This is a genomic window from Halomonas sp. H33-56 (assembly GCF_040147035.1).
GTDB lineage: Bacteria > Pseudomonadota > Gammaproteobacteria > Pseudomonadales > Halomonadaceae > Halomonas > Halomonas litopenaei.
This window is the reverse complement of record NZ_JAMSHP010000001.1, coordinates 2115226-2134082: the sequence shown is the minus strand read 5'-3', so window position 1 is coordinate 2134082 and position 18857 is coordinate 2115226. Positions and strand designations below refer to the sequence as shown.

Sequence of the window (18857 nt, the reverse complement as noted above, 5' to 3'; positions counted from 1 at the left end):
TCGCCGCGAGACGACTCAGAACGAGACGACTCAGAACGAGACGACTCAGGACGAGACGACTCAGCACCAGACGACTTAGTGATAGCCGCCCCCTCTTACCTTGCCGCGGAACACCCAGTAGGACCAGGCGGTGTAGCCCAGTACCACCGGGATCACGAACAGCACCCCGAGCAGCAGAAACAGCTGGCTCTCCGGAGCCGAGGCGGCATCCCACAGGGTGATGTCCGGCGGGATCAGGTAGGGCCACTTGCTGGCCACCAGCCCCAGGTAGGTGAAGAAGAACAGTCCCAGGGTAGCCACGAACGGCTGGCCCTCACGGCGACGGGCCACCGAACGCCACACCATGGCGGCGCACAGCAACGCCAGTGCCGGGAACACCCAGAACAGTGTCAGGTGGCCGAACCAGCGCTCACGCACGAAGTCGTCGACGAACGGCGTCCAGATACTGATCACGGCAAAGCCCGCCAGCACCAGTCCCAGCAGCCTGGGCGTGATGCGGTAGGCCCATTCCTGCACCTGCCCCTCGGACTTCAAAATCGTCCAGGTCGCCCCCAGCAGCGCATAGCCCGCCATCAGTGCAAGGCCAGTGATCACGGTGAAAGGCGTCAGCCAGTCGAAAGGACCGCCCACGTAGACATTGTTGGCGACCTCGAAGCCCTCGATGTAGGCGCCGACCACGACCCCCTGACAGAAGGTGGCGACCATCGAGCCCCAGCAGAAGGCGCGGTTCCACCAGTGACGATTACGAACCGACTTGAAGCGGAACTCGAAGGCGATGCCACGGAAGATCAGGCCGGCCAACATCAGGAAGACCCCAAGATAGAGCGCCGGCAGCAGGATGGTGTAGACCAGCGGAAAGGCCGCCAGAAGTCCCGCCCCGCCGAGCACCAGCCAGGTCTCGTTACCGTCCCATATCGGCGCTACCGAGTTCATCATCACATCCCGGGCGTGCTCGTCCGGGGCGAAGGGGTAGAGGATACCCACCCCGAGATCGAAGCCATCCATCAGGATGTACATCATCACGCCGAACCCGATGATCAGGGCCCAGATGGCAGAAAGGTTGATCAATTCCATGTCATCAACTCCCGAACTGGCGGCCGGCGTCGGCCTCGAGGGTGGCGTGGGCGGCGGACAGCGGTCGCTTGGCCGTCTCGACCTCGTCGTCGTGGGGCTCCTCGGCCAGCATGCCCTGGCGCACCACCCGGGTGAGGTAGTAGCCCCCGGTCAGGAACACCACCGCGTAGACCAGCACATAGCCGATCAGGGTAGCGAGCACCATCCAGCCACTGAGCGACGGCGTCACCCCCTCGGCCTGGGTCATCATGCCGTACACCAGCCAGGGCGCGCGGCCCGCTTCGGTGACAAACCAGCCACCCAGCACCGCGATAAAGGGCGCCACGCTCATGAGTCTCAGCGTCTGCAGGAAGGGGCGGCTCTTGTACAGGCGACCGCCACGGCGCAACCACAGGCCGGTGAAGGCCACAGCGATCATCAGCATGCCCATGCCGACCATGGCGCGGAATGACCAGAACACGAACCACACCGGTGGTTGCTCCTCTACCGGGACCTCCTTGAGCCCGGGTACCTCGCCGTCCAGGTCATGGGTCAGGATCAGGCTGGCCAGGCGCGGAATGCCGATCTCGAAGTGATTTTCCTGGGCCTCCTTGTCCGGCCAGGCGAACAGCAGCAGGGGCACCCCGGACTGGGTCTCCCAGTTGGCCTCCATCGCCGCCACCTTGGTCGGCTGATGCTCAAGCGTATTGAGACCATGGGCGTCGCCGACCACCGCCTGTACCGGCGCCAGCACCAGCAACAGCCACATGCACATGGACAGGGCCTTGCGGTTGGCCTCGACGTCGCGACCGATCAGCAGATACCAGGCGCTGACGCCGGCCACCACGAAGCCGCCGGTCAGGAAGGAAGCCAGCGCCATGTGGGCAAAGCGATAAGGGAAGGAGGCATTGAACATGGCCTCGCCCCAACTGGTGACGCTGAAGTGGCCGTCGATCATTTCCACCCCGGCGGGGGTCTGCATCCAGCTATTGGTGGACAGGATCCAGAAGGCCGAGATGAAGGTGCCCACCGCGACCATGATGGCGGCGAACAGGTGAACCCCCTCGGCCACCTTGCCACGTCCAAACAGCAACACCCCGAGGAAGCCGGCTTCCAGGAAGAAGGCGGTGACCACTTCATAGCTCAGCATGGGGCCGAGGAAATTGGACGTCGCCTGACTGAAGTTGCTCCAGTTGGTTCCGAACTGGAAGGCCATGACGATCCCGGAGACCACGCCCATGCCGAAGACCACGGCGAAGACCTTGACCCAGAAGGCGGCCAGTCGATCCCAGGCGGGATTGCCGGTCTTGTAGAAGAGTCCATGCAGGACAGCGACATAGGACGCCAGCCCTATGGTAAAGACGGGGAAGATGGCGTGGAAGGATACGACGAAGGCGAACTGTATACGTGACAGAAGCACGGGATCCAGTTCCATGAGCGACTCCTCGAGGCAGGGATGACCGACGGCACCGCCCTGCCTCGGGAACACAACCCGACCCTGGCAGGACAGCATCGAACCCGAGCGGAATCGAGTCGATAGAGCGCAGCCTTGCTCGGCTAGCCTGGCAATCTATCTATGCACAATCATGCATCTTCGATCCCGCTTGCCCTCAGCATAGAGGTCCCGCAGGCCTCTGTCCCATGGCCAATTGTCGCACGCACCCATGGCCGATCACCTACCCGCTTGTCAGCCCACCTCCCTTGCCTTTGCCGTGACAAGGGAACGTAGCCAGGTGTCAGGTCAGGACTGCCCCAGCACCAGCGATACCAGATAGGCGGTGTAGGCCAGGTAGACGGCAACCAGGACGCCACCCTCGAACCGATTGATGCGCCCCGCCCGGCCCTTCCAGCCCAACGCGAACACCGCCATCATCAGGGTCATGGCGGTCATCAGTGACCAGTCTCGCATCAGCACCTCACGCCCGGCCTCGATCGGCGCGATGACGGCGGCCAGCCCCACCACCCCCAGGGTGTTGAACAGGTTGGAGCCGACCACGTTGCCCAGCACCAGATCATGCTCCTTGCGACGCAGGGCACTGATGGACGAGGCCAGTTCCGGCAGCGATGTGCCGATGGCGACCACGGTCAGCCCGATGATGACGTCGGACACCCCGAGTCCCTGGGCGATATCCACCGCGCCCCACACCAGCAGCCGGGAACTGACGACCAGCAGGGCCAGGCCCAGCACGGTAAGGAAGATGCCCTTGCCCAGCGACATGGGATGAGCATCGAGTTCCTGCACGGTATCGGTGGCCAGGGCGTCCGCCCTGGCGGCGGCTTCCTCGCGCCGGCTCTGGATCACGCTTGCGACCATGAACACCAGCAGCGCCAGCAGCAGCAGCGCGCCCTCCAGCCGGGAGATAAGCCCGCCCCACATCATCAACGCCGACACCAGGGTGGCGGCACCGAGCACCGGCAATTCGCGCCGAATCACCGATGAATGCACCGCCAGCGGGGAGATCAGCGCCACCAGCCCCAGGATCAGGCCGATGTTGGCGATATTCGAGCCATAGGCGTTACCGAGTGCCAGCCCCGGGTTGCCCTGTGCCGCAGACAGCGCCGACACCGTCAATTCCGGTGCCGAGGTGCCGAAGCCGATCACCAGCATGCCCACCAGCAAGGGCGACAGTCCCAGCCGCGCAGCGGTGGCCGCGGCGCCCTCGACAAAGCGTTCGGCGCTCCACACCAGCACCACCAGGCCACCCAGAACCGCCAAAACGGGAAGCAACATGTCAACTCCTCACCCATGATATCGGTCGCATCTTTGTCTATGGTGTCACCCACGTCAACGTGCCACACTATTTAATTCGCAGGATCAGCTTGTTAAGCCATCAGCGCCTGATTCGCGACGAAATGCAGACGAACAGAACCCTCTTTCAAGACCGGAGTCCCCCTACCACTGTGACGACCCCCGTACGTGGCCCCCTGGAACGGATCCGCAACGCCTCCGTCACCCAGCATCCTCCCCCCGAGGTGCGCATCAGGTCGCGCCGGCGCCTGCGTGCCTGTCACGAGTGCGACTGGATCATGGCGCTGCCGCCGCTGCGTCCCGGTGAAGAAGCGGACTGTGTCCGCTGTGGTCACGACCTGGTCAAGCGTCATGCCTTCCCCGCCCAGCGCAGCCTGGCGCTGTCGCTGGCATCGCTGGTGGCATTGGCGCTGGCCCTGTCCTTTCCGTTTATCGGCTTCAGTACGCGTGGCGTCGGCAACGAAATAGAAGTGGCCCAGACCGCCACCCAGATGCTCGAGCACCACCAGCCCATCGTCGCCATGGTGGTGCTGATGTCGATCATCGTGTTGCCGGCGATCTATCTGCTGACGGTGGTGTGGCTGCAGATCAGCCTGATGCTGCCCCGCCGTCTGCCCTATAGCCGCACCCTGGCCCGTGGACTTTCCCACATCGCGCCATGGCTGATGGCCGACGTCTTTATCGTCGGCACCATGGTGGCGCTGATCAAGGTGGCAGGACTTGCCGAAATTTCCCTCGGACCGTCGTTCTGGGCCTTTATCGCCTACGCCATCCTGCTGCTGGCGACGACCCTGTCACTGGACAAGGACTGGCTGTGGTTCTCGCTCAGCGGCGAGCCGCTGGCACCGGAGGGCACGCGCACCGGCGAGACCGCGGCTTCCCAGGGGCTCACCGGCTGCCCCACCTGCGGGCTGATCAACTGCCTGGACAGCGAGGGCCATGGCCGTTGCGTGCGCTGCAGCGAGAAGCTGCACGCCCGCCGGCCGCGCAGCCTGCAGACCACCTGGGCGCTGCTGTTCACCGCCGCAGTGCTCTATATCCCCGCCAATGTCTATCCCATCATGTACACCACCAGCCTAGGCAGCTCCGACCCGCAGACCATCATCGGCGGTGTCATCTACCTGGTCAGCCACGGTTCCTGGCCGGTGGCGCTGGTGATCTTCGTGGCCAGCGTCATCGTGCCCATCGGTAAGCTGCTGGCGCTGGTCTGGCTGTGCCTGGTGGCGCCGCGGGCACCGGGCATGCGCTCGGTGGTGCGAGCGCGGCTCTACCGATTGACCGAACTGATCGGACGCTGGTCGATGGTCGACGTCTTCGTGGTAGCCATCCTGGTGGCCCTGATCCGCGCCGGTGCGCTGATGTCGATCGATCCTGGCCCCGCTGCGCTGGCCTTCGGTGGCGTGGTGATCATCACCATGCTGGCGGCCATGAGTTTTGAGCCTCGCCTGCTGTGGGACGGCAGCGAGGATCCCTGCAACCCGATGGACTCCCCGGATAATGACGGGTTGCACGGCGACCACTCGGGCCTGGCGTCCGACGCCGCCCCTTCACCCCATCGCACTGCGCCGGATGAACAAGGAAGCACACCATGAGTGACGCCGATAAGCGCCACCCCGACAACCCGCCAGCGCCGTCCAGCAAGGACATGCACCGCGCCGCGCCGACCCAGCAGAAACGGCTGTCGCCGGTGTGGATCGTGCCCTTTGTGGCACTGCTGATCGGCGCCTGGCTGGTCTACGACAACTACGCCAGCCGCGGCCCCCAGATCGCGCTGCACCTGCCATCCGCCGACGGCATCGAGGCCGGCAAGACGTTGATCAAGACCCGTAACGTGGAGGTCGGCAAGGTCACCTCGGTAGCACTCAGCGACGATCTCTCCGGCGTCGAGATCACCGCTCAGATGGAACCCCAGGCCGAGAAGATGCTGGTCGAGGACACCCATTTCTGGGTGGTCAAGCCGCGCATCGGGCGCGAGGGTATCAGCGGACTCGGCACCGTTCTCTCCGGTGCCTATATCCAGCTCGAGCCGGGTCAGAGCGAGGTGGATGCCCGTGAATTCGACGTCAGCGACCAGCCTCCGGTGGCACCACCTGGCGCCCAGGGGCTGCGCCTCAACCTGGTCAGCCAGGTCGGCAACTCGCTCAGCGTCGGCGACGCCGTCACCTTCCAGGGGGTCAGCGTCGGACGGGTCGAGGAGGCCGACTTCGATGTCTCCACCCAGAGCATGCACCACCGCATCTTCATCGAGAGCCCCTACGACACCCTGGTCACCGAGAACACCCGCTTCTGGGCCACCAGCGGCATCGACGTGCGCTTCGGTTCCGACGGTTTTCAGGTGCAGGTCGAGTCGCTGGAAGCGCTGCTCGGCGGCGGCGTCACCTTTGGCGTGCCCGACGATGTTCCCGCCGGCAAGGAGGCGGAAGAGGACGCCTCCTACGAACTCTATGCCGATGAGGAGGCCGCCCGCCAGGGTACCTTCAATCGCTATCTCGAGTACGTGCTGCTCAACGAAGATACGGTACGCGGCCTGTCCCGCGGAGCCCCGGTGGAATTCCGTGGCGTGCGCATCGGTACCGTGGCAGCCGTCCCCTGGAACTTCACCTCGCCCCAGCCGGAAAACCGCGACAAGCTGGCCATCCCGGTGCTGATCCGCATCGAACCCCAGCGTCTGGGCATCGGCGCCAATGAGCTGGATCTGCAGGAGTGGCGTGAGCGCTTCGACCGGCTGTTCGAGCGTGGCCTGCGCGCGACCCTCAAGAGCGGCAGCCTGTTGACCGGGGCGCTGTTCGTCGACCTCAAGATCGACGAAGAGCTGCAGGGCCAGTATCTGGCCGAGACCTTCGCCGACCGCCCGGTGTTCCCCACCGCCTCGGCTGGCCTTGCCCAGATCCAGGCCCAGGTCACCGCCCTGCTCGACAAGCTCAACCGCCTCGAGATCGAGCCTATCCTGTCGGGACTCGACCGCAACCTTCAGGTCTCAGAGGCGATGCTGACTCAGGCCCGCTCACTGGTGCAGAGCATGAACAGTCTGCTCGACAACCCCGAGACCCAGGGCTTGCCCGGCAACCTCAACCAGACCCTGGTCGAGCTGCGCCGCACCCTCGACGGGCTGTCGCCGGAATCCAGCGTCTACCAGGACCTGACCCGCACCCTGAACGAGGTCGAACGTCTGGTGCGTGACCTGCAGCCGGCCGCTCGCAAGATCAGCGACGATCCCCGCGCGCTGCTGTTCGACAGCATCCAGACCGAGGACCCGATCCCGCGGGCACCGCGCTGATCGCCTCCCGCCCGAGTCTGCGGACTCGGGCGGGATAGACGGAAGCATCGACAACACTGACCTCACCGGAAAGGAGTTCTCCATGAGGCCGATACATCGCCTGTGTGTTCCCCTGCTGGCGCTGTGGCTGGGCGGCTGCGCCAGCGGCACCGCCCCCATGAACCACTATGTGCTGCCCTCGGATGCAGGCAGCAGCGATGCCCGGGTCCCCAGCGCCGACGAAACGCCGTTGCTGGTGTCCACACCCAGGCTCGCCAACTACCTCGAGGCCGAAGGCATCGTCCTTCAACTCGACGACATCTCGCTGAACGAGGCCAAGTCCCACCAATGGGCGGCACCGCTGGCACAGCAACTCGAACGCGGCCTACGCGACCGCCTGGAGGCCAGACTGCCTGGACGCCGGGTGCTCCTGTCCGGCGACAGCGGCAACGCCCTGACGCTGGAATTGAGCGTCGACCGCTTCCAGGGCCACTATGACGGCTACGCCGTGGCCTCGGGCCAGTGGCTGTTGCGTGACAGCCAGCGCCAGGTGGTGGACAGCGACAGCTTCGAGGCCACCGAGTCGCTGGACAGCGACGGCTATTCGGCACTGGTACGGGCGCTGGGGCGCACCTGGGATCAGGTGGCCGATGATATCGCCGCCCGGGTCCGTGTCGCTCCCTGAGCGTCTCGACAACGCCTCCGCGCCCCTCATCAAGGTTCTGCCGGCCCGACTTCTTTTCACCCCCGCCGATGCGCCGGGCCGGCAAATCTGGCATCATGCCCGCAACGGTGACGGGGGTCCCCCGCTAGAGCGGTCACCGAATTTTTCCCCACGCCTTGTCCGGGACCGACGCCATCAGAACGGTGGCGTCCAGCGAGTGCGTGCGTGCTGGAGTTTGCATGAGTTTTTCCGATCTCGGCCTGCGTGCCGAATTGCTTCGCGCCGTCACGGCGCAAGGCTATGACACCCCGACTCCGATTCAGCGTCAGGCCATCCCCGCGGTACTCAAGGGTGGTGACCTGCTGGCCAGTGCCCAGACCGGCACCGGCAAGACAGCGGGCTTTACCCTGCCGATGCTGCAGCGCCTGGCCGATGGCCCTCGCCCCTCCAAGCGCCAGGTCCGTGCCCTGGTGCTCACGCCCACCCGTGAACTCGCCGCCCAGGTCGGCGAGAGCGTGCGCGACTACGGTCAGCACCTGTCACTGCGTCACCACGTGATCTTCGGTGGCGTCGGACAACAGCCCCAGATCGACGCCCTGCGGCCCGGTCTCGATGTGTTGGTGGCAACGCCTGGCCGCCTGCTCGACCTGCACCAGCAGGGCCACGTGGATCTGTCGAGCGTCGAGATCCTGGTGCTCGACGAAGCCGACCGCATGCTCGACATGGGCTTTATCCACGACATCCGCCGTGTGCTGAAGCTGTTGCCCGAGAAGCGTCAGAACCTGCTGTTCTCGGCGACCTTCTCCAGCGAGATCCAGGCGCTGGCCGACAAGCTGCTCGACCGCCCGGAGATGATCGAGGTCGCACGCCGCAATACCACCGCCGAGACCGTCGACCAGGCCGTCTACCGAGTGGACCGGGAACGCAAGCGCGAGCTGCTGTCACACCTGATCACTAGCCAACGCTGGTTCCAGGTGCTGGTGTTCACTCGCACCAAGCACGGCGCCAACCGCCTGGCCGAGCACCTCGACAAGCGCGACATCTCTGCCATGGCGATCCACGGCAACAAGAGCCAGTCAGCCCGTACCCGCGCCCTGGCGGCGTTCAAGGCCGGCGAGCTGCAGGTTCTGGTGGCCACCGACATCGCCGCCCGTGGTCTCGACATCGACGAACTGCCCCACGTGGTCAACTTCGAGCTGCCCAACGTCGCCGAGGACTACGTCCACCGCATCGGTCGTACCGGCCGTGCCGGCAACGAAGGCCAGGCCATCTCGCTGGTGTGCGTCGATGAACATGGCTTGCTGAAGAACATCGAGCGCATGATCAAGCGTGACCTCGAGAAGCGCATCGAACCGGGCTTCGAGCCCGACCCCAACGCCAAGCCGGAGCCCATCGAGAACGGCCGCAACAAGCGCGGTGGTGGTCAGCGCCGCAGCCAGGGTGGCAACAATAGCTCCCAGCGCGGCAACGGACGACGTGGTGACGGTGGCGGTGGCGGCGGCAATGCCCGCAACGGCAATGGCGAGCAGCCTGCACGTCGCAGGCGCAGGCGCTCCGGCCAGGGCAACCGCCAGGGACAGGCATAAGCTCGAGCATCGGCTCAGGCATAGCCCTGAGCGTCGGTGCAGGCAGAGCCCCGAGCGGCTGGACAAGAGCAATCCGGGGGGCGGCTTGCCGCCCCCTTCCATCTCAGCAGGACAGCGATATGGCATCTCCAGAACTGATCAAGGAATATCGCCGCTTCCGGGCCTTCCAGAAGCAGGCGCAACTCGACAACGAGCATCGCGGCGCCCAGACCAAGATCGACGAGGCGCGGGTCAGTGCCGCTCGCATGACCGAGGCCTACCGCAGCATGGCAGAGAAAGGCGCCGAGCAGGGGGCCTGCTATCGCACCCTCTACCTGCGCGACCATGACGGCGTGGCACTGACCTGCGAAGGCTGGATGTTCGTGCGTCGCGTGCTGGCCGAAGGCGGTGCCACTCGCGTACGCGCCAGCCTGCTCGAGACCTTCCGCCTGGAGAATGGCCAGTGCGCCCCCGGCGACACCCCGGTCGAAAAGATCACCCTGGAGATCTACGACCAGCTACTGGTCGACAAGGGCATGGCCACCGCCGTGCGCATCGATGGCGTCGACGGCGATCGCCACAGCCAGTTCCTGACCTTCAATGATCAGGTGCGTGGCGATCTGCGTCGCTTCCTGAAATAACCGTACAGGCCGCCGTCCGCGGGGCCTGCGCCTCCGGCGGCGCGCCTTCCCCGCTGCGGTGGTCCACCCGCTGGAGCCCCCGATGAAGGTCACGTCCCTGCCCTGGCGCTTTCTGGTGCTGATGGTACTGGTCGGCCTCAACCTGAGACCGGCACTCTCTTCGCTTGCCCCGCTGCTCGCCCGTGTGCAGCAGGATACCGGCCTGTCCCCCAGCGCCATCGGTGCCCTGACCACCCTGCCGGTGCTGTGCCTGGGTCTGTTCGCTCCGCTGGCGCCCCGCCTGTCGCGCCAGTACGGCCCGGAACGCGCCTTGTCGCTGGGTCTGGTGGTCATCACCAGCGGTCTGCTGCTGCGCTGGCAGGGAAGTCCCCTCGCGCTCTACGCCGGCACCCTGCTGGTGGGTGCCGGTATCGGTGTATCGGGGGCCCTGCTACCGGCGCTGGTCAAGCGCGAGCTGCCCCGGGGCGCCGACCTGATGACCGGGGTCTACACCATGGCCCTGTGTCTGGGTGGCGCCCTGGGCGCCGGCCTGGCGATTCCCCTGAGCGACCTGCTGGGTGGCTGGACACGCAGTCTGGCGGCCTGGTCGCTGCTGGCCATGGCAGCGCTGATCGCCTGGGAGCTTTACATGCCGCGCACCGCCGCTACCCCGCGGATGGCGGGTGACCCCGGCACCGGCATGACCCGTGGCCTGCTACGCCAGCCCCTGGCCTGGCAGGTGGCGCTATTGATGGGCACCCAATCGTCGCTGGCCTACATCGTCTTCGGCTGGCTGCCGACGCTGTTGATGCAGCGCGGCATCGGCGAGGCCGAGGCCGGCCTGTTGATGGGCATGTCGGTGATGGTCCAGCTGATTTCTGCGCTACTGGCACCCTGGCTGGCCCGCTTCGGTCGCGATCAGCGCCCGGCGCTGCTGCTGGTCCTTGCCAGCACCGCCAGTGGCCTGTGGATCCTGCTGATGGCCGACACCTCCCTGCGCTACCTCGGCGCACTACTGCTGGGGCTCGGCCAGGGCGGCAACTTCTCCCTGGCGCTGACCCTGATCGTGCTGCGCAGCGCCGATTCGCGTCTGGCAGGCCGCCTGTCCGGACTGGCCCAGGGTGGCGGCTATGCCCTGGCCGCCCTGGGCCCCTTGAGCGTCGGTATCATGCTTGACCTGCAGGCACCGATCACCGCCATCGCCTGGCTGTTGATGGGGATCGCCGCCGCCGCCGCCAGCTTCGCCTGGTTCGCCGGTCGTCAGCGTCAGCTCTGCTTCGACGCCGACGATAACGTCATCACCCGCTGCGCGCCTCGCCGAGGCTCACGCTGATACTGTCACTCGTGTCTTCACTCCTTGTGCAGGAAGCCCACCCATGACCCACTCACCCCTGGACCCGGTGCTGGTGATCTACGCCGGCGGCACCATCGGCATGATCGACACCCCCTCAGGCCTCGCCCCCGGCCCCGACATGGAAGCCCGGGTGCGCGACGCCCTGGCCACACTACCCGACGATCGCAGGACCGCTCTGCCACCCTTTACCTGGATCGAGGTCGACCAACCCATCGACTCCAGCGGCGCCCGTCCCGAGGACTGGGCCCGGCTGGCCGCGCTTGTCGCCGAGCAGGCCAATCGCCATCGCGGCGTGGTCGTGCTGCACGGCACCGACACCCTGGCCTGGACCGCCTCGAGCCTGGCCTACCAGCTTCAGGGCATCGATCGCCCGGTGGTGGTGACCGGCTCCATGGCGCCGCTGGCCCAGCAGCACAGTGACGCCCTGTACAATCTCGAGAGCGCGCTGCGCTACGCCGCCATGCCTGAATTGCAGGAAGTGGCGGTGAGCTTTGGCGACAAGCTGCTGCGGGGCAGCCGGGCTCGCAAGTGGCACACTCGCGAGCCGGATGCCTTCGAAAGCCCCAACCTTGACCTGCTGGGGAAGCGCCACGGCAACGACTTCCGGCTGCATCGCGAGCACAGCCTCGAGGCTACGCAGCGCGGCGCACCCCGCTACGAGCTCGGCGACTATCATGGCCTGGGAGAGCAGGTGGTGCGGGTGGTCCTGTGGCCGGGCATTCAACCCTGGCAGCTGGCGGCCTGGCTGGGTGATGACCGCGTCAAGGGCGCCCTGATCGAGGTGTGGGGCGGCGGCAATGTACCTGACGACCCCGAGCTTGGCGCCGTGCTGGCAGAGGCCAGTGGCCAGGGCAAGCTACTGGTCGCGATCAGCCAATGCCCACACGGCACCATCGACATCGGACACTACGCTGCCGGCAAGATGCTGGCCGACGCCGAGGTGGTATCCGGCGACGACATGACCCCTGAGTCGGCCTATACCAAACTGGTGCATCTGCTGTCGCTGCCCCTCTCGCAGGAACAGAGACGTCGGCTGTTTCGAACTCCGCTGGTCGGAGAACGAGGTTGACATCACACAGGTCACGGAGCAATTTTATGCTCTATTGACACTCAAGGGGCGATGATGGAGTAAGGTTAGGGAGTCCCCGTCATGACAAGGAGTTGCTCATGGAACACCCGGATCACCCCTTCAGCGAGTTGTTTGAACAGCTGGGCCTGGCATCCGAGCCGGAAGCCATCAAACGATTCATCGATCGCAACTCGCCGATTCCGGAGGGGGTCGAACTGCCCGATGCGGCCTGCTGGAACGAGGGACAGTCGGAATTTCTGCGCGAAGCCATCGAGGCCGATGCCGACTGGGCCGAGGTGGTCGATCATCTGGACGCTTCACTGCGCAAACCCTAGGGCTTGTGCGAAAAGTGCTTGTGCGAAAAGTGCCTGCGCTCGGAAATACGGCGTTAAAAATCGGGTCAAGATGCTCATTTACACCTCGTAAACTGCGCTTTCTCACCGATTTTTGCCTTGTCTAACCATCGCTCGTCAACTTTTCGTATAAAGCCTGGGGCTCGTCTGAAAAGTAGCTGCGCTCGTCGACTCTTCGGACAAGTCCTTTACAAGCTGCGCGAGCCGCTGATGTCGGCGGCTCGCGCCACTATCAGGCCGATGGATCGGCCCTGACACCAATCGCACAACGACAATCGATGGCCTTTTCGACGTGACCTGTCTTCCCCCTGATATCGAAGCGCGGCTCGAGCCCGCCACGCGTCTTCCCTCTCTGCCTGCCGTGGTGTCCGAGCTGCTGGTACTGGCGAGCAATCACGACGCGCCGCTGACCGACTTCGCGACCCTGCTGTCCCGTGACCCGGCCCTGTGCCTGCAGCTGCTGCGGCTGGCCAACAGCCCCTACTATCGCCGCGGTTGCGATCCCGTCATCTGCTGCGAGCACGCGGTGACACGCCTCGGTATCGATGGCACCCTCACCGCGCTTTTGGGTTTCACCCTGGTGCGCGACGCGACCCGCGGCCCCCTGGCCGACTATTGGCGACGCACCCTCGCAGCCGCGCACTTGATTCCGGCCATCGCCAAGGTGGTAAATCCCCGCCATCCGGGCGAATTGTCGACGCGCGCCCTGCTACGCGAGGTCGGGGTACTGCTGCTGTACGCATTGGACCCGAACTACTTCGAGCTGACCGCCCAGGCCGCCACCCGCGAACAGCGCCTGGCTCTGGAACACCGGCATCTTGGCTGCGACCGCGACCAGGCGTCGAGCTGGCTGGCACGGCGCTGGCAGCTGCCCACCAACCTGTTCCTTCAGCGCCCTCTCGAGCCGGAAGGCCAGCGTCACCACGAATGGCTCGACGGCCTTTGCCTGGAGCTCGCCGACGAACTGGCCGGATGCTGTCTGGACGACAACAGCGACGCCATCCCCGCCGTGCTTCATCGTTTTCAGCAACGCATGAACATGGACGGCAATGCCCAGGCACGTCTTGTCGATGAACTCGCGAGTCGCCTTGAGACCTTGCCGGATTTTCTCGCCACCTCGCTGTCGGCAGATGAGGATATCGAACGCCTGCTGGTCGCCGGCAAGCAGCGCCTGCATGGGCTGACCATGAGCCTGGCCGAGCGGTTGCACCATCGTGAGGACCAGCTGATTTCGCTCCAACGCGACAATGAGGCGCTGGATGTGCGCGCCAGCACCGATGCCCTCACCGGTCTCGCCAATCGCGCCGCGCTGGAACGGCGCCTCGAGGAGATGCTCGAGGACGCCCATGCGCGAGACAAGCCTCTGTCGGTGCTATTTCTCGATCTGGATCACTTCAAGCCGCTCAACGACCGCTACGGCCACCGACTCGGCGACATCGTGCTGGTCAATGTCGCCGCTACCCTGCGTGACGCCATCCGTGAGTCGGACCTGGCGGCCCGCTACGGCGGAGAGGAGTTCGTCATCGCCCTGCGGAACACGCCGGAGCCAGGAGCTTTGCGGGTCGCGCAGCGGCTACAGCAGTGGCTTGCCGAGCAGCCGATGGCCCAGGTCGACCAGCGCCCCCTTTACGTCAGCGCCTCCATCGGCATCGCCCAATGGCAGCCCGGCATGGACAGCATCGACGCAGCGTCGCTGGTGGAAAAGGCGGACCTGCAGATGTACCAGGCCAAGCAGGCCGGCCGTGCCCGCATCAGTCAAGCTCAACAACTGCAGGAGCGCGCCGGGGAAACACCCTGAAGCAGCACTTGATCAGAACAAGATCTCTGCCAGACGCCGCGGCAGTAGACGCCAAGGCACTCGCTAGAGACGCGCCTCGACCCGCTCCAGGATCTGGGCGCTGACCTTGGCGACCAGCGGGCGAGCCGCGCGATTGACCGCCTTGGCGACCAGCCGATTGCGGATCTGGTAGTCGACGATCAGGCTGACCGCGGTACCTTCATCGACCGCTTCGAGTTCATAGCGGCCCTGATTGCGCACACCGTCGATCGACTCCCAGGCCAGTCGGCTGGGTGGCGACTTCTCGGTCACCTGCACCTCGAAGGTCCAGTCCATGCCGACCGCGTGGACATGCCAGCGATAGCGATCGTCCCCGAGCGGCTCGATCTCGGTGATCAGATCCGAATAGTCGGCGAAATCCTCGACCTTTTCGAGCAGGGCGAAGACGCGCTCGGGAGGCGCGGGAAGCGTGGCGCTGTGTTCGATGGTGGGCATGGCCAGACCGACTCCTTGCCTGAGGGATGCTCCAAGGTAAGGCTGCTACGGAGCCTAGCATCCCGGTTCCCCAGGCCCTTGTAAAGACGTGCCTATCATCAGGCTGACGGCAGGTCCCGCAGCAACAGAGCGAACTCGAACTCGTCGGGCGACGGCGACTCCCCCGGCAGCTTGACCCTTACCCGGTGACCGTCCCCGGGCGCCACCTTCAGCGCGCTGCCGTTGCCCGCCTCCATCGCCTCAAGGGTGAAACGACGGTTGCCGGAGGGCAGCATCAGCTCGAGGCGATCGCCGACCTCGAAGCGGTTCTTGACCTCGATATCCAGCCAACCTGATGGCGCTTGTCCCAGGATCTGGCCGACGAACTGCTGGTGAACGCCCACCGAGTGCCCACGCTCGTAATTCTGGTACTCGTCGTGGACGTGGCGTCGGTAGAAGCCTTCGGTATACCCCCGGTTGGCCAGGTTTTCGAGCTCATCCATCAGCCCGATGTCGAAGGGGCGCCCGGCCACGGCGTCATCGATGGCACGACGATAGACCTGGGCGGTACGTGCTACATAGTAGGGCGACTTGGTTCGCCCTTCTATCTTCAGCGAACTGACCCCCATCTCGGTGAGCCTCGCCACGTGCTGAACGGCGCGCAGATCCTTGGAATTCATGATGTAGCTACCGTGCTCGTCCTCGAACACCGGCATCAGTTCGCCAGGCCGCTGTGGGTCCTCGATCAGCGCCGAGCGCTCCTCCCGGCCCTGTGCCACGTCCTGCGCCGGGATCAGGTCGCCACAGGCGTCAGTGCCGGCCGGGTGGGTCCGGTAGTTCCAGCGACAGGCGTTGGTACAGGTGCCCTGGTTGGGGTCGCGCCGGTTGAAGTAGCCCGACAGCAGACAGCGCCCGGAATAGGCGATGCACAGGGCACCGTGAACGAACGTCTCGATCTCCAGGGTCGGGCACTCGGCACGGATCTCGGCGATTTCCTCAAGCGACAGCTCTCGCGACAGGATCACCCGGGAGATCCCCTGGGACTGCCAGAAGCGAGCCGCCGCGTGATTGACCACGTTGGCCTGCACCGACAGATGGATCACCTGGTCAGGCCAACGCTCACGCACCATCATGATCAAGCCAGGGTCGGACATGATCAGCGCATCCGGCCCCGCCTCGACGATCGGTGCCATGTCCTTCAGGTAGGTCCTGAGCTTGGCATTGTGCGGAGCGATATTGGAAGCCACGTAGAAGCGCTTGCCACGCGCCTGGGCCTCAGCGATGCCTCGGGTCAGGTTGTCGAGGCCGAAGTCATTGTTGCGTACACGCAGTGAGTAGCGCGGCTGACCGGCATAGACCGCATCGGCGCCATAGGCGAAGGCGAAGCGCATATGCCGGTAGGTGCCGGCCGGTGACAGTAGTTCAGGGGCATTCATCCAGGCGTCTCTCTCGTGGGCCGGGCTTGGTCCGGGCTTGTGCCGGGCATGGTTCGGGATTAAACCGGGCAGACAGCAGTAAACCGCGCAGCCTGCCACAACCGCGAGCAACGGACGTTGACAAGGAGCAAGTCGCCGGCATCAACGCCGCACTGGTGTTGCCGTCCGGCTTTCGTTACCCTTGTCGCGCCGGACCGGACCCCGGCCGCTGGCGATTCTTGTCGCCACCCCAAATTCTCCGAATCGAGACCCCCTTCATGAGCACGACTTCCCGCTCCACCGTGGTGATCTACTCCGGTGGCATGGACTCTTTCACCGTACTTCATCGCGCCTTGCACGAAGGCCTCGAAGTTCACGCCCTGTCATTCGACTATGGCCAGCGCCACGCCCGCGAACTCGAGGTGGCCCGCCATGTCTGTCAGGAGTTGAAGATCCCTCATCAGGTCGTCGACATCACCGCCATTCATGGCCTGATCGACAACTCTGCGCTGACCGACGCCAATCGCAAGATCCCTGGCGGTGACTACGCCGAAGACAACCTCGCCGCCACCGTGGTCCCCAATCGCAACATGGTGCTGCTGTCGCTGGCCATCGCCAAGGCGGTGAATATCGGCGCCAGTCGCGTCGACTACGGCGCCCACGGCGGTGACCACGTGCTCTATCCGGATTGTCGTCCCGAGTTTGTCGAGCAGATGAATGCGGTGGCCGCCATCGCCAATTTCTCGCCGGTAGAGATCCACGCACCCTATCTACGGTCCAGCAAGAGCGAGATTCTGGCCGACGGACTGTCCATGGGACTGAACTACCGCGACACCTGGACCTGTTACGAGGGCCGGCGCCTGGCCTGTGGCCGCTGCGGCAGCTGTCTGGAGCGGCTCGCCGCCTTCGCCGACCAGGGTGTCGAAGATCCGTTGGCCTACGCCGCCAATACCCGGCAGGAGTCGGCGATTGCACAGGCAGACCAGAGCGGAGCGCACCAGGATGTATAGCGTCAAGGAAGCCTTCTATACCCTTCAGGGAGAAGGCGTACAGGCCGGCCGCGCCAGCGTCTTCTGTCGCTTTGCCGGCTGCAATCTCTGGTCGGGTCGCGAGCAGGACCGCGCCAGCGCCCAGTGTCGCTTCTGCGACACCGACTTCGTCGGCACCGATGGTCAGAACGGCGGACGCTTTGCCACCGCCGACGCCCTGGCCGAGCACATCACCCGCTTGTGGCCACACCCCCACGAGGGTGTCACGCCCTACGTCGTGTTCACCGGTGGCGAGCCCCTGCTGCAGCTGGATGCCGCCTTGATCGACGCGGTGCACGCTGCCGGCTTCGAGATTGGCGTGGAGACCAACGGTACTCTGGCCGCGCCGGACGGTATCGACTGGCTATGTGTCAGCCCCAAGGGCAATGCGCCGCTGGTGCAGACCCGCGGTGACGAGCTGAAGCTCGTCCATCCCCAGACCGACGCCCCGCCGGAACGTTTCGAGGGGCTCGACTTCGACCATTTTCTGCTGCAGCCGATGGACACCTCCGGGCTGATGGCCAGCGACGCTCGCAAGGAGCCACTCTGTGCCACGGTAGAGCACTGCATGGCGCATCCACGCTGGCGGCTGTCGCTGCAGACCCACAAGATCGCGGGAATCGACTGATGGCACTCTTTGTACGACGACTGACACATCTCGACGTGTCGCTTTGGTGTCCCGATCGTGGACTGATCGGCGCAAGCTGGCTGGTCGACGTCGAACTCGATGGAGAGCTCGGTGAAGACGGCATGCTGTTCGACTTCGGCGAGGTCAAACCCTGGATCAAAGCACGTCTCGACGGCGGCGCCGATCACACCCTGCTGGTGCCTACCGAAGCCCCTGGCGTCAGCGTCAGCGAATGTCGCGAAGGTATCTGCGTACGCACCACGACGCCATACGCGATGGAGGTGCGCGGGCCCCGCCAGGCCTTTACCCTGCTACCCTGGCGCAGAATCACCCCCGAGGCCATGGCCGAGCACCTGTCACGCCAGTTGATGCGCCAACCGCCCGAGCGGGTATCCAGCATCGAACTCAGCCTCGCCGATGAGTCCATCGATGGCGCCGCCTACACATACAGCCACGGCCTTCGCCGCCACGCCGGCAACTGCCAGCGTATCGCCCACGGCCACCGCTCGCGGCTGGAAATCGTTCAGCGCGGCGTGCGACAGCCGGAGCTCGAGCGCCGCTACGCCCGCTGGCTCGACGATACCTACCTGGTGGACGAACACGACCTGGAACAGCACCAGGGCGACATGCTGCAGTGCGGCTACCGCTCGCCCCAGGGCCTGTTTCACCTGCGCCTGCCCCGCGAGCGCTGTCATGTCCTGCCCGGCGCCACCACGGTGGAACGCATCGCCCAGTGGCTGGCGGCGACCGTCGCCCGAGACACCGGAGAGGACACCGCGGTGCGCGCCTATGAAGGCGTCGACAAGGGCGCCACGGCAAGAAGCCCCGGCGAACGATCTCGATAACGTCTCG

The 18857-nt window shown here is 65.3% G+C and carries 17 protein-coding genes; 12 read left to right on the top strand and 5 right to left on the bottom strand.

The window, feature by feature from the left end:
* Positions 1 to 75: 75 nt before the first annotated feature.
* From cydB to NFH98_RS09040, 3 genes are all read right to left on the bottom strand, one after another.
* Positions 76 to 1074, bottom strand: coding sequence for a cytochrome d ubiquinol oxidase subunit II (gene cydB / locus NFH98_RS09050; RefSeq protein ID WP_108133771.1), 999 nt, complete (start codon positions 1072 to 1074; stop codon positions 76 to 78).
* Positions 1075 to 1078: 4 nt separating this feature from the next.
* Positions 1079 to 2488, bottom strand: coding sequence for a cytochrome ubiquinol oxidase subunit I (locus NFH98_RS09045; protein ID WP_108133772.1), 1410 nt, complete (start codon positions 2486 to 2488; stop codon positions 1079 to 1081).
* A 306-nt stretch (positions 2489 to 2794) separates the two neighbouring features.
* Positions 2795 to 3784, bottom strand: coding sequence for a calcium/sodium antiporter (locus tag NFH98_RS09040; protein ID WP_108133773.1), 990 nt, complete (start codon positions 3782 to 3784; stop codon positions 2795 to 2797).
* A gap of 170 nt (positions 3785 to 3954) precedes the next feature.
* On the opposite strand from NFH98_RS09040, the gene NFH98_RS09035 reads away from it, so the two are divergent.
* The 9 genes from NFH98_RS09035 to NFH98_RS08995 all read left to right on the top strand — a co-directional run bounded on the left by NFH98_RS09035 (position 3955) and on the right by NFH98_RS08995 (position 14481).
* Entirely contained in the window at positions 3955 to 5394 is a 1440-nt protein-coding gene (locus NFH98_RS09035; protein ID WP_071211148.1) for a PqiA/YebS family transporter subunit, read from the top strand.
* Positions 5391 to 7079, top strand: a complete 1689-nt coding sequence (gene pqiB, locus NFH98_RS09030) for an intermembrane transport protein PqiB (RefSeq protein ID WP_108133774.1) — start codon at positions 5391 to 5393, stop codon at positions 7077 to 7079. Before NFH98_RS09035 ends, pqiB begins: the two co-directional genes overlap by 4 nt.
* A gap of 82 nt (positions 7080 to 7161) precedes the next feature.
* The gene (locus NFH98_RS09025; RefSeq protein ID WP_124804685.1) at positions 7162 to 7743 is read left to right on the top strand and encodes a PqiC family protein; all 582 of its coding nucleotides are present in this window, start codon (positions 7162 to 7164) and stop codon (positions 7741 to 7743) included.
* 218 nt (positions 7744 to 7961) lie between these two features.
* Positions 7962 to 9308: a DEAD/DEAH box helicase gene (locus NFH98_RS09020; RefSeq protein ID WP_124804684.1), complete on the top strand. Its 1347-nt coding sequence runs from the start codon at positions 7962 to 7964 to the stop codon at positions 9306 to 9308.
* A gap of 119 nt (positions 9309 to 9427) precedes the next feature.
* A complete protein-coding gene (locus tag NFH98_RS09015) occupies positions 9428 to 9928 on the top strand; it encodes a hypothetical protein (RefSeq protein ID WP_045994329.1) in 501 nt (166 codons plus the stop codon).
* 82 nt (positions 9929 to 10010) lie between these two features.
* Complete coding sequence (locus tag NFH98_RS09010) at positions 10011 to 11240, top strand: MFS transporter (protein ID WP_045994330.1); 1230 nt, start codon at positions 10011 to 10013, stop codon at positions 11238 to 11240.
* A gap of 43 nt (positions 11241 to 11283) precedes the next feature.
* On the top strand, positions 11284 to 12330 hold the full coding sequence (locus tag NFH98_RS09005) for an asparaginase (protein WP_124804683.1): 1047 nt from the start codon (positions 11284 to 11286) through the stop codon (positions 12328 to 12330).
* Between the two features lie 98 nt (positions 12331 to 12428).
* Positions 12429 to 12665, top strand: coding sequence for a DUF2789 domain-containing protein (locus NFH98_RS09000; RefSeq protein ID WP_045994332.1), 237 nt, complete (start codon positions 12429 to 12431; stop codon positions 12663 to 12665).
* Positions 12666 to 12975: 310 nt separating this feature from the next.
* The gene (locus NFH98_RS08995; RefSeq protein WP_124804682.1) at positions 12976 to 14481 is read left to right on the top strand and encodes a GGDEF domain-containing protein; all 1506 of its coding nucleotides are present in this window, start codon (positions 12976 to 12978) and stop codon (positions 14479 to 14481) included.
* A 63-nt stretch (positions 14482 to 14544) separates the two neighbouring features.
* On the opposite strand, the gene NFH98_RS08990 is transcribed toward NFH98_RS08995, so the two are convergent.
* Together NFH98_RS08990 and trhP are read right to left on the bottom strand one after the other, a co-directional pair.
* The gene (locus NFH98_RS08990) at positions 14545 to 14955 is read right to left on the bottom strand and encodes an SRPBCC family protein (RefSeq protein WP_045990888.1); all 411 of its coding nucleotides are present in this window, start codon (positions 14953 to 14955) and stop codon (positions 14545 to 14547) included.
* Positions 14956 to 15053: 98 nt separating this feature from the next.
* Positions 15054 to 16370, bottom strand: a complete 1317-nt coding sequence (trhP, locus tag NFH98_RS08985) for a prephenate-dependent tRNA uridine(34) hydroxylase TrhP (RefSeq protein WP_124804681.1) — start codon at positions 16368 to 16370, stop codon at positions 15054 to 15056.
* Between the two features lie 257 nt (positions 16371 to 16627).
* Between trhP and queC the strand changes: the two genes are divergently transcribed.
* Genes queC through NFH98_RS08970 form a run of 3 tightly spaced genes read left to right on the top strand, consistent with a single transcriptional unit; the run spans position 16628 to position 18850 of the window.
* Positions 16628 to 17359: a 7-cyano-7-deazaguanine synthase QueC gene (gene queC / locus NFH98_RS08980; protein ID WP_349622574.1), complete on the top strand. Its 732-nt coding sequence runs from the start codon at positions 16628 to 16630 to the stop codon at positions 17357 to 17359.
* Positions 17352 to 18005 (top strand): 7-carboxy-7-deazaguanine synthase, encoded by a 654-nt coding sequence (gene queE, locus NFH98_RS08975; protein WP_124804679.1) that lies wholly within the window; start codon positions 17352 to 17354, stop codon positions 18003 to 18005. The genes queC and queE overlap by 8 nt, the downstream gene beginning before the upstream one ends.
* A complete protein-coding gene (locus NFH98_RS08970) occupies positions 18005 to 18850 on the top strand; it encodes a 6-carboxytetrahydropterin synthase (protein ID WP_124804678.1) in 846 nt (281 codons plus the stop codon). Before queE ends, NFH98_RS08970 begins: the two co-directional genes overlap by 1 nt.
* Positions 18851 to 18857: the final 7 nt, after the last annotated feature.